This window comes from Paenibacillus sp. PSB04, from assembly GCF_025809195.1.
GTDB lineage: Bacteria > Bacillota > Bacilli > Paenibacillales > Paenibacillaceae > Paenibacillus_AQ > Paenibacillus_AQ favisporus.
The window spans coordinates 5,006,695-5,018,122 of record NZ_CP081301.1 but is presented as its reverse complement, the minus strand read 5'-3'; the positions used below and the strand labels follow the sequence as shown (position 1 = coordinate 5,018,122).

Here is an 11,428-nt window from a genome sequence, read left to right as displayed (position 1 = left end):
AAAAAGCACGCAAACCTTAAACGGTCTGCGTGCTTTTGTCTGTCTTAAACTTTTCTCTCGCATCGTAATCTTTCCGGGCTTGTTCGATCTGAGGATAATGCTCGTTCAGCCAATGGTTTAGCTGGCGCAGGTAGGGGATCAAGCTCTCTCCCATCGGAGTCAAGGTATATTCCACCACAGGCGGAACCTCTGGAAGGACGCTGCGCTCAATTAGTCCGTCCCGCTCCAGTTGGCGGAGCGTCTGGGTCAGCATTTTTTGGGAAATGTCGGCGATGCTTCGCTGAAGCTGACCGTACCGTTTGGTGCCTTTTTCCAATACGAAAATGATGAGGACCGCCCATTTATTCGAAACGATTTCCAGTACACGCCGAGCCGTGCAGGACGTTACCGAAAATGCGGGTTCCGCTGCTCTTATGTTTTCCATCATCCACCTCCTAACGCACCCGCGGGTTCGTAACGAACCGAAAAGTGCCTTCTTTTCACATTGTACTCACTGTATTAATCTATGTCTACCAACCCGAAAATCCCTCCACAATTTGCCAGGAGGCGGGTGGATCGCTTATCCATTTATTAGGAGGATTACTTATGAATATAAATCATCAACCTCTTCGTGTCGGAATCATCGGTGCCGGTTTGAACGGTGCGTGGGGAGGTCTGGCACATCTTCCCGCTCTGAAGGCGCTTCCCGAGTTTATGGTGACCGCCGTCGGTACATCGCGGCAGGAAAGCGCAGAAGCGAGCGCCGATCACTTTGGCGTTGAGCATGCCTTTTCCGATCCGCTTGAGCTGGCCCTGCATCCAGAGGTCGATTTGGTGACCGTATCCGTCCGGGTTCCGGAGCATGACCGGCTGATTCGCGCGGCACTTGAGGCCGGCAAACATGTGTACAGCGAGTTCCCGCTCGGACGGACGACCGCGGAATCGTCAGCATTGCTGCAGGCGGCCCGCGACCGAGGAGTTCGCCATTTCGCCGGGCTGCAGTCGCGCGCCAATCCCGTCATCCGCTACGTCCGGGAACTTCTGGCAGAGGGTTACGTTGGGGATGTGCTTGCCGTTCACGTTAATTACGCCATACCGACGTATCCGATCCGTTCCAAGCAGATCGACCGGAGCCACGTTTATTTGCTGGACGATGCGAACGGAGCCAATCAGCTGACGATCGCCGGCGGTCATCTTCTGGATGGGATCATGTATCTCTTTGGTCCATTTTCCGAAATATCGGCCATATTGAAGACGCAAACGCGGCAGGTCCCTGTGGAGGAGACGGGTGAAATCATCCGTGCGTCGGCACCGGATCATGTCGTGGTCAGCGGGATTCTGCCGGGCCAGGCCGTTTTCAGCTCCCAAATCCGCAACGCGCACGTGGGAAGCTTCGCGATCGAGATCAACGGCACGAAAGGGGATTTACACATCCGATCACGGCAAAACTTTATGTTCCAGATCGATGATCTGATCGTGCTTGGCACGCAGGGGAGGGGAGAGCTGAAGGAACTGACGCTGCCCGGGCATATCCACCTGCCTCCGGCCGAGCTGGTGGGAACACCCGCTTACAATGTGGCGGGCATTTACCAACAGATCCACCGGGATCTGGCGAATGACACACACGAGGCGCCGGACTTTCAAACCGCACTTGCGGTTCACGAGCTGCTGGATCAAGTGCGGAAGGCGGGGGAGACAGGGGCAACCGTGCGGCTTGAACCCGGTTATGAGGTTTGATCAAGGGTCCGTTAGTAAGGGAGATGGACGGAGGAAACATGAAATGGTAAGTTGGTAGAAGAATATCATCATCAAGACTTTTTCTACCTTACGGAGGTCAATTCGATTATGGCAAAATCCGTCGTTTTCTTGTTTCCCGGTCAAGGCTCTCAATATTACCGGATGGGAATCGAACTCTACGAACGGCATTCCGGATTCCGGGAATGGATGGACCGCATGGATCGGCGGCTGTACCAGTCGACAGGCAGGTCTGTCGTCCTGGAATTGTACGGCAGCGGCCGAAAATCAGAGGAACCGCTGGATCATTTATCCTACAGCCATCCGGCCATCTTTATGGTGGAATATGCACTGGCGCAGGTGATGATGGAAAACGGAATCTATCCGGATCTCGTACTTGGGACGAGCTTGGGCGAATTTGCGTCCTGCGCCGTTGCCGGCGTCATCGATTGGGAAACGGCTCTGGAGCTTGTTGCGAATCAAGCCGATGCGGTCCGGAATACTTGTGAGCCGGGAGGCATGATCGCCATCGCAAGTGATCCCGCGCTGTTCACGCAAGCCGCAGAGCTTCATACGAATACCGAGCTGGCGGCCGTCAATGATCAGTCCCACTTCGTCGTTTCCGGCACAAGCGAGGGTATCCGGCAGGCGGAAGCGTATTTAAAGCAAACCCGGATCGCTCATCAGGTGCTGCCTGTGCGCTACGGCTTTCACTCCGCATCCATTGACGCTGCAGAGACGGCGTATAAACCTTCCCTGACAGGAATCCATGTGAACCGGCCGCAGGTGAAGCTGGTTTCCGGTCTGTACGGAATGGGCATCACGTCATTATCTTCAGACTATGTCTGGGATGCCGTTCGGCATCCGATCCGGTTTCGGGAAGCGATGCAGCGCATGAACCCATCGGAGCATATTTGCGTTGATCTGGGGCCGTCCGGAACGCTGGCCAACTTCACGAAGCATTTGTGGAAACAGGGATCCGGCGCTCACGTATACAGCGTGCTCAGTCCTTTTCAAAAAGATCTGGACCGGCTCCAAACGACGATACGACGAATACGGCAAGCATAGCGTAAGAACGATTTCAACCCATTCCCGGATACGGGGATGGGTTTTTTTAAGAGTTCAGAAAGTATAAGTTTCGGAGCTTCCGCTTCCTGATCACGCAAGCAAAACTTCCGCTAAACGCGGTCTGTCATCTTTGAGAGGTACGTCGATAGACGTCTTTTATGAAAACAAGTGTGATTCAAGTATTCACGAATGCCGCTGGGCGGCTTCAAAGAGGTTGGGATAGCATCAAGTTAACGTAACATTTATTATGTAAACATAAATATCATTTTTTTTAAAACATTTATCATTTATGGATATTGACTGGTTATCATGGACATTGACCAAGCACGGAAAAAGAGATACCCGCACAATGGCGGGCAAATACCTACTCATGATGTTGAACGTATTCAAAAATCCCGCCATCCGGATGCTGCACCGTAAAATTTGTGCCAGTTGGAACTTTTGTGAGATCCCGGATTATTTGGCAACCTGAACTCTTTAGGTGGTCATAAAACTCATGAATGCTATCCACCTTGAATGTTGCCTTGGTCTTACGGAATGGCTCCAATGCCTGATTTGATCCAGCCAAAATCAAAATGTCGCCCACAGATGCTAATTCCAATCCCGCTGCTTCATACTTGAACCTAAATGTTGAAACTTCACTCAACAAGTTCTCATAGAATTTAAGGGACGTCTCCATATCATTCACATACACTCGTGTGTACACTTGTAGTACCTTCATCCTGCACTTCTCCTCTCTTTCTGACACGATTCTGAAAGCGAAAGTATTTCATGTCATTAAAATTAATTTGATTCTATCAGTAAAAGGGCAGCACTCCAAATCCATACATGTATACCTCATTTCGGTTGACGTTCCCCTTGACCTGGAGTCAGCTCCAGCGTTTACAATAAGGGGGAAAGGCGGTGATTTTCTATGTATAACATTCGGGAAGCTTCCACAATGACTGGATTTAGTCGGGACACACTGCGTTATTATGAAAAAATGGGACTGATCCAACCAGCTTCACGTGGAACGGGTGGTGTCAGGAGCTATAGCGATGCAAATGTCCACCAAATTTTATCGATTAAATGCTTAAAACAGAGCGGTTTGTCGCTGGAAGACATTAAGGATTTTATTGCCGATGGGCAGTGTTTCAGAGACAAGGTAGCTCTGGACGATGAAGAGATGAAGTTAATCCAAAGCCGGAAGTCAATTCTAACGGCTCAATTGGACCGGTTGGAGGAGCAGCGGCAGGCGCTGGACCAAACGATCGCGGAAGCACGGACCAAATTGGACTATTACGAAAAGCTTATGCATTCCTAATGAGGAAAGAATGATTATTGTAAGTTTAAACTCGTGGAGCCAGGACATCTTGAAAGTGCGCCTTGGTCATCCGCGAAATTAATGGTTAACATAATATATATTACGTAACCACTTTCTTTATTGTGTCCCGCTAGAGATTTAATGGAATACAAAAAAAGTTTGTTCGGTTTGTATTGGTGTTTGTATTGGTGGTGGTGTTAGTGATCACATATCTTGATTGTGGTCTTTTTTGGCCTGGTTTCGCGCCACTTTAATCCGGTTTCCGCAAATCTTCATGGAGCACCATTTCCGTCGTCCCGAACGGTCAACATAGAGCAGGACGCATTCGGGATTGGAACATCGATGAAGATAAGCTAATTCACCGGCTTCCAGCAGCCGGAGCGCATCCAGGGCAACCAAGGACAGGATCGCATCGGTATCAGACCCCAGCGGAACGGGAACGAGTCTTCCGTCCAGGAAGTGATAGGACAATGGAGCGTTGGCAATACACGCTTCCATGAGGCGGATCCATGAGCGGGTAACCTCTCGGCCGTCAGCCAGCCGCTCGTACATGTCTCTGACGACAATCCGAAATTCTTTAACTTTATTCAGCGCTTCTTTCGTGATCTCCGATGATGCATGCTGAAGTGAAGGCAGACTTTCCTTCATATTTAGTGCTTCAAGCCAAGCGGTTAGATCTTCCGGACGGATCAGCAGATCATGACGGATGCCTCTGCGAACCAACTCGGTATTGACCAAATCCAGCGAAGGATGACCGGAGAGCAGTGGAAACGAACCCGTATTATTTAACGTCATGAAATTTCCTCCAACTGACATTCTTTTTAACTAACCTCATAATAATGGATTGACAGGTTAATGGAAAGCACTATATCATACTAACCATAACAACTGCATTTTTGTGGTTAGTTTATATCGTGAGGTGGAGTCCATGTCTAATATTATTAAACCCCCGTTTAACCATGAGTCGGCGCTGGCCAAGGTAAAAGCTGCCGAAAACGCCTGGAATACAAGAAATCCGGATCAGGTGGCGATGGCTTATTCTCCCGATTCGGAGTGGAGGAATCGCACCGAGTTTTTTAAGGGAAGGGAGGCCATCCGGGATTTTTTGAAACGAAAGTGGGCGAAAGAACTGGATTACAAGCTCATGAAGGAGCTATGGTGTTACACGGACAATCGCATTTCGGTGCGTTTCGAGTATGAATGGCGGGACGCTGACACGGGACAGTGGATGAGAACGCATGGGAATGAGCATTGGGAGTTTGATGAAGAAGGGCTGATGCGAAGACGGGATATGAGCGGCAACGATTATCCGATTCAGGAATCGGACCGCAGGTACAGATGATTCTCGTTACAAGCAGCAAGGGCGCCAACCGAGTGGATGGACGCCCTTGCATAAGAATTCATGTCATTTATAAGTTAACGTTTCAGCTCAGTAATATGAAGTGAAATCGAGTTTTCGTCAGCGCTTTCCAGTGCTTTTCTGTTCAGCAGCAGGTCTTGCAGGTAGGAAGATATTTTGGAGTCCAGTTCTGTAATAATGAGCGATTTCATGGTTTCAATGTCCTCATGTGCACAAAAGGTGTGACTTGAAATCAGCCCGTTCGCATATGCCTTGGTGTCGTCATGGATCACACCGAGCTTTTCTTTATACACTCTCTTGACGCTGGCATCTTCTGATTTAATTTCGTAATAACGCCCGGTTTCCTTCAGGAGCTTCCATTCCTTGACGCAAACGACAAGCTGATCCTTATGCACAATGCCGGACACCTTAAATAAACGGATCGAGTTATTCATGTAGTTAATTACTTCCTTCTTCCTGTATGATCATGATTTCATGCAGCCTCAGAATGGCCGCTATACATATTATCACTCCTTGATATTGGAAGCAAATGCTAATTATTGGCTTGCCATGTCAGGGGATGAATCGAAAAAAGCCGCCAGGCCTTTAGTGGAGGACCTTGCGGCAGGTTGGTATACAGATGAAAAATATATTAGACGGATCACGGAATCAGCGATCCCTGGTGTAACGTCGGCGAGCTTAACAGCTCCATCCATTTTTTGATGGCTGTGATTAAAATTATGACGCCCAAGATCAGCATAATGATCGAAAGCACACCATTGAGAACGTTATATCCCGAAGCTTGCGGGTTCAAGTACACATGACGTACCATCCAATAACCTGCGTAGTTCACCGTGACGTATAGATACGCGAGCGGAATGATGCACGTTAGAGCGTAGATCGGCTTATCCGCGATTTTCAAAATAACGGTTGCTCCGATAATCAAGCCGATGGAAGCCATGAGCTGATTGGAGACGCCGAACAAGGCCCATACCGAACTGATATCACCGGAAAAGAGCAAGTATCCCCACATGAAGCAGGCGAGTGCACTCGCAAAAATATTGCCGGGCAGCCAATCGGTCCGCTTCAGCGGTTTATAGAGCTCGCCGAAAAAGTCCTGGATCAGATAACGGGAGACGCGGGTCCCCGAATCGATCGCGGTCAGAATGAACACCGCCTCAAACATGATGACGAACTGGAAGAAAAACGGTGCCAGATGGCTGAACCACGGAATTTTTGTGAAAATATACGACATGCCGACCGCAAGCGTGACCGCTCCGCCGGTGCGGCCTTCCAGATCCATTCCGATCTCCTTGCTGAGCTGCGGAAGGTTTTCCACATGCATCCCAAGCGTCTGGAACACGGCCGGGGCGGAATTGATGGCGAAATAATCGGCGGGATGCAGTGCAGTTGCGGCGATCAGCGCCATGATGCCGACCACGCACTCGACGAGCATCGCCCCGAAGCCGATGACCTTGATGTCGGTCCATTGATTGATCATTTTCGGCGTCGTTCCGGAGCCGACGAACGCATGAAAACCGGAAATCGCTCCGCAGGCGATCGTAATCGAAATAAAAGGCCAGACAGGACCTGCAATAACTGGGCCCCCGCCGCCGGCGAATTCGGTAAAAGCCGGAAAGCGGATCACCGGGTTAATGATAAACACACCGGCAATAAGGGCAACAAACACACCGATTTTCATAAAGCTGCTCAGATAGTCCCGGGGAGCGAGCAGAAGCCATACCGGCAGCGCCGCTGCAAAGAAAGCGTAAATCGGCAGAATCACGGCCAGCGTCTTGGCATCCAGCGTCAGCCATTGGGCGATGGCCGTTTCCTGAATATAAGGACCGGCAAATACGCCGATCATAAGCAGAATAAATCCTGCGGTGGTCGCGGTCTTCAGCTTACCGGTTTTTTTGTAGTACAGGCCGACGCCCATAGCAATCGGAATCGTAATGCCGACGGCGAAGGTACCCCAAGGATTGTTTTCGAGCGCATGGAGCACGACCATGGACAAGCCCGCCATCGTAATAATGATGATGAACAGCATGGCCAGACCCGTGCAAAAGCCGGCGACCGGTCCAAGCTCTTCTTTGGCAACTTCAGACAGCGACTTGCCTTGCTTGCGCATGGACGCGTACAGGACGACCGCGTCATGAACCGCACCGCCGATGACGGCTCCGATCAGCAGCCACAAGAGGCCTGGCAAGTAACCGAACTGCGCGGCCAGGATCGGCCCGACCAGCGGCCCCGCGGCGGCAATCGCGGCGAAGTGATGGCCGAAGGTGACCCATTTGTTCGTCGGTACATAGTCCTTGCCGTCCTCAAGGGCATGGGCCGGCGTTGGCGTACTGTTGCTGAGCTTCAGCACCTTGGCGGCCATGAACGTCCCATACAGGCGGTAGGCGATCATGAGAATACAGATGGATGCTATGACGATTGTAACCGCATTCATTTTTGGAGTTCCTCCTTTATTCACACCCCGCTTGTTACGGGTGAAGAGATTTTATCCGTACTATACCTGATGAAAACCGATTCAAGGTGTTTTCAGGCCGAAAAGTCGGGAGGAAAGGATGAACAGCCAAAAGAAGGCGGTGAATGGCAGACAGATGTATTCCGGGTGAGCCCCCACTGGATAAGTCAGACATGAAAGGGACTGCCGGCCATCTGCCGCCGGTAAAGGAATGATCTCAAAAAGACGGTAAGTTGTTGATCCTCAGACTACAATCCGAGCAGCTGCTTCAGTTCCTTGGTGAAGGATCGGCTGACGGGAACCTTGGATTCGTCTTTCATGACGAGAATACAGGCGGAGTTGAACCACGGCTGAATTTCGGTAACCGCGTTCAAGTTAGCCAGGTAAGACCGGTGCACCCGGACGACGGAAGTTCCGGCCAGCCGGCGCTCCAGATTGACCAGCGGCTCATTCAGCTTGTACCGGTCGCCTGTTGTGACCAGCTCGCTCTTGCCGTCATCGGATCCCACGTAGACGATGTTGTCGATATCAATAAGCAGTATCCGCTCTTCCGCGCTGACCGCCAGCTTGCCTGTGCGATCGGGTCCCAGCGGGGGAGAAGGGGCTGCCCTTTTCTCGCGGGCGGAGCGGAGCTTCATGACTTTGTCGACGGTTTTCCGCACCCGCTCTTCCTCGAACGGCTTCAAAATATAGTCCAAGGCGTTGACTTCAAACGCCTGCAGCGCATACTCATCGTAAGCCGTGGCAAAGACGATATCCGGAACCTGCTCCAGAACGGAGAGCTGCTTGGCCAGCTCCATGCCGTTATCCTCCGCCAGCTGGATGTCAAGAAACACGACGTCCGGCTCCATCTCCGTAATCGAATGCAGCGCCGTCTCCAGCGAATCGGCCTCTCCGACAATATGAACCTGTCTGGTACGCCCGAGCAGATAAGCCAGTTCGTCCCGGGCGAGCGGCTCATCGTCGACAATGAATCCTTTAAGCATGCATTTCCCTCCTATGTGCAAGATGCAAAGGCAGCGTAATCACGACTCGGGTTCCGGGGGTATCGGCATCGCTTACGATCCGGAACGAGCCCTCACTGCCGTAGATTTCCGCGATCCGCTTACGGATATTATGCAGCGCCGTGCCGGTTCCGTCTTTCGAATGAACGGCCTGCTCACCAAGCTGTTCCAGCAGCTCCGCCGGGATTCCTTTGCCGTTATCTGCCGTTACAATCATGACTTCATGGCCTTTCTGGCTCGCGGCAATACATACGCTCCCTTTATGGTGGGGACCGAGTCCATGGAAGGCATGGCGCACGGCATTTTCGACCAAGGGCTGAAGCGTAAACGGCGGTATCTCCAAATCCGCAAGCTCCGGTTCGATATCGAATTTCATCTCGAATTTATCAGGGAAGCGCGCCTTCTCCAACGTCAAGTAGGCTTCCACATGCCTCAGCTCCTGGCTGAGCGGGATCAGGATCTGCCTTGCACCTTGAAGGTTGCTGCGGAAAAAGACTCCGAGCTGAATGAGCAGCTCCCGTGCTTTGTCCGGATCGGTACGGCACAGCGCTGAAATTGTATTGATCGCATTAAACAGAAAATGGGGATGCACCTGCGCCTGGAGCGCTTTGACTTCGGCATCCTTCAGCAGCCTGCTCTGCATCTCCGCCTCGGCCAGCTCGAGCTGCGTGGAGAACAAGCGGCCAAGCCCTTCCGCCATTTCCCGCTGAACACGGTCCAGCCGGTCCGGGTTCGTATAATAAAGCTTCAGCGTCCCGACGGTGCCGCTCCGCACCTGCAGCGGAAGCACGATCGCAGCCTGCAGGCTGCAGCCATCATGGAAGCATTGAATGTCTTCCTTCGATGTCGCAACAGACATCCGTCCCTGTTCCAGTACGGACCGGGTAAGCTGGGTCGCCAGGCTGTGGAGCGGGACATGATGGTCCGAGCCGGCACCTACATGCGTGAGCACCTGCTCCCGATCCGTGATCGAGATCGCATCCGCATCCGTGGCCTCCAGAATGACGCTCGCCGCTTCCCGGCACGATGCCGGGTTCAGGCCCTGACGGAAAAAGGGCAGCGTCCGGTCGGCAATATGAAGCACCTGGTTGGTCTGCAGGGCGCGAGTCCGCTCCTCCTCCTGCAGGATAGACTGAATGATCAGCATAAACATCAGGGTGCCGAATCCGTTCATGACAATCATCGGCAGGGCGATGACCGAAACCAATTGAACTGCGGCGTCGAAAGGGCGGGCTATCAGCAAAATAATCCCCATCTGTACGCATTCCATCAGAATTCCGATAGTAACCGCACGCCATGGCGCGCCGGGATCGGACCTCCGGAACCTCCTGCCGATCCAGCCGGTGACCACACCTGCCAGTATGGTAGATATAGAGCAGGCGGCAGCGGTATATCCGCCAAGCGTCAGCCGATGGAGACCGGCGATCAGCCCGGCCCCAAGTCCAACCAGCGGTCCGCCAAGCAAACCGCCGATGGCCACGCCCATAATCCGCGTATTGGCCAGTGCACTGTCAACCTGCACGCCGGCCTGCCAGATTTCGGAGCCGATGGCGCCTCCATGAATTTCTACACCGGTATAGTTACTGATCATGCCGAACACGCCGAAAATGACGATCAGCAGCAGCTTGGCGGGAAGCCGATCCTCGTGATGCAGCGTCTGGCGGAACGACGTCATCCTGGACAGCAGAAAGGCGACGATAATCAGGATGCCGACTCTTTCCAGCATAAGCGGCAATAAATAGAACATGTCAGCATCATCCTCCGCAATCGTTCGTTGTTCGTTGATTTACCCGCGGAGCTAGTATAATCGGAAATTGCAGCGTTTTCAATCGGTGCTGTTTCGACAGATTGCCTCAATCATTTAACGGCATGAACGACATAGAGGGACATCAGCGGATGTCGAACCTATGAACATTTTGCGATTACCCAAGAAATAATTTGATCGTTTGGACGCGGATTTCCCGTTTGGGCAGAGCTTCATTGGGTAGGCTTCATCATCTCATTTGCCACCGCTTAAGCGAAGAAGAACATGATGCCTAGGCGGCATATGGAGCAGTCAGGGCAACCAGCAAGCGCAACATCCCACCGAACTTAACCGTCTGACCTAAATGGGGCTAGCAAAAGTTGAAGCTTACCGGAATTCCTCTAAAGTCGTCCAAGACATTTGTACACTAGAGGCGTTTGTTATTGTGTGTGAACCAGCGGCGTCATGAGTCCAGCCTGCTCCAGCTGCAGAAAGAACGAATCCCAATACAATAGCGCGAGAACTCCAAGTGATCTTTGGCGTACAAAATGATGTTTGTGACCATCATTCCAGAAGCACCATTGGCTATGTAGATCACCAAGATGCTCAACATCCACAGCAGCAGACCCACGGCCTAGCTTGGCCCAGCGTTCGAAGGTCATCAGCAGAGACTCGGTTGTAGAGATGATCCAAGGCCGGCGAATGACGGTTTCCAGGGAAATGAACGGTAAGGTGTAGACCATCAATACTCGCGTACATAGACATGACGAGCGAAGATTATGTA

11 protein-coding genes are annotated in these 11,428 nt (G+C 51.9%); 4 read left to right on the top strand and 7 right to left on the bottom strand.

Annotated elements, in window-relative coordinates; all coding sequences use genetic code 11:
- Positions 1 to 16: 16 nt before the first annotated feature.
- Positions 17 to 427, bottom strand: a complete 411-nt coding sequence (locus tag K2F33_RS23265) for a winged helix-turn-helix transcriptional regulator (RefSeq protein ID WP_263878786.1) — start codon at positions 425 to 427, stop codon at positions 17 to 19.
- Positions 428 to 585: 158 nt separating this feature from the next.
- Between K2F33_RS23265 and K2F33_RS23260 the strand changes: the two genes are divergently transcribed.
- Both K2F33_RS23260 and K2F33_RS23255 read left to right on the top strand, forming a co-directional pair.
- Entirely contained in the window at positions 586 to 1,716 is a 1,131-nt protein-coding gene (locus K2F33_RS23260) for a Gfo/Idh/MocA family protein (RefSeq protein ID WP_263878785.1), read from the top strand.
- A 108-nt stretch (positions 1,717 to 1,824) separates the two neighbouring features.
- The gene (locus K2F33_RS23255) at positions 1,825 to 2,781 is read left to right on the top strand and encodes an acyltransferase domain-containing protein (protein ID WP_263878784.1); all 957 of its coding nucleotides are present in this window, start codon (positions 1,825 to 1,827) and stop codon (positions 2,779 to 2,781) included.
- A gap of 364 nt (positions 2,782 to 3,145) precedes the next feature.
- On the opposite strand, the gene K2F33_RS23250 is transcribed toward K2F33_RS23255, so the two are convergent.
- On the bottom strand, positions 3,146 to 3,502 hold the full coding sequence (locus K2F33_RS23250) for a VOC family protein (RefSeq protein ID WP_076165330.1): 357 nt from the start codon (positions 3,500 to 3,502) through the stop codon (positions 3,146 to 3,148).
- 192 nt (positions 3,503 to 3,694) lie between these two features.
- Between K2F33_RS23250 and K2F33_RS23245 the strand changes: the two genes are divergently transcribed.
- The gene (locus K2F33_RS23245; protein WP_263878783.1) at positions 3,695 to 4,084 is read left to right on the top strand and encodes a MerR family transcriptional regulator; all 390 of its coding nucleotides are present in this window, start codon (positions 3,695 to 3,697) and stop codon (positions 4,082 to 4,084) included.
- A gap of 204 nt (positions 4,085 to 4,288) precedes the next feature.
- On the opposite strand, the gene K2F33_RS23240 is transcribed toward K2F33_RS23245, so the two are convergent.
- Complete coding sequence (locus K2F33_RS23240; protein ID WP_076165326.1) at positions 4,289 to 4,879, bottom strand: CGNR zinc finger domain-containing protein; 591 nt, start codon at positions 4,877 to 4,879, stop codon at positions 4,289 to 4,291.
- 133 nt (positions 4,880 to 5,012) lie between these two features.
- Between K2F33_RS23240 and K2F33_RS23235 the strand changes: the two genes are divergently transcribed.
- Entirely contained in the window at positions 5,013 to 5,426 is a 414-nt protein-coding gene (locus K2F33_RS23235; RefSeq protein ID WP_076165324.1) for a nuclear transport factor 2 family protein, read from the top strand.
- A gap of 74 nt (positions 5,427 to 5,500) precedes the next feature.
- Here the strand turns inward: K2F33_RS23235 and K2F33_RS23230 are convergent, their stop codons facing one another.
- The 4 genes from K2F33_RS23230 to K2F33_RS23215 form a co-directional block, all read right to left on the bottom strand.
- Positions 5,501 to 5,878, bottom strand: a complete 378-nt coding sequence (locus tag K2F33_RS23230) for a UDP-3-O-acyl-N-acetylglucosamine deacetylase (protein ID WP_076165322.1) — start codon at positions 5,876 to 5,878, stop codon at positions 5,501 to 5,503.
- Positions 5,879 to 6,084: 206 nt separating this feature from the next.
- Positions 6,085 to 7,878: a carbon starvation protein CstA gene (gene cstA, locus K2F33_RS23225; RefSeq protein ID WP_076165320.1), complete on the bottom strand. Its 1,794-nt coding sequence runs from the start codon at positions 7,876 to 7,878 to the stop codon at positions 6,085 to 6,087.
- A 266-nt stretch (positions 7,879 to 8,144) separates the two neighbouring features.
- Positions 8,145 to 8,882 carry a LytR/AlgR family response regulator transcription factor gene (locus K2F33_RS23220; protein ID WP_076165318.1) on the bottom strand — a complete coding sequence of 246 codons (738 nt, stop codon included), beginning with the start codon at positions 8,880 to 8,882 and terminating at the stop codon, positions 8,145 to 8,147.
- Complete coding sequence (locus K2F33_RS23215) at positions 8,875 to 10,647, bottom strand: sensor histidine kinase (RefSeq protein ID WP_263878782.1); 1,773 nt, start codon at positions 10,645 to 10,647, stop codon at positions 8,875 to 8,877. The genes K2F33_RS23220 and K2F33_RS23215 overlap by 8 nt, the downstream gene beginning before the upstream one ends.
- Between the last annotated feature and the right edge of the window lie 781 nt (positions 10,648 to 11,428).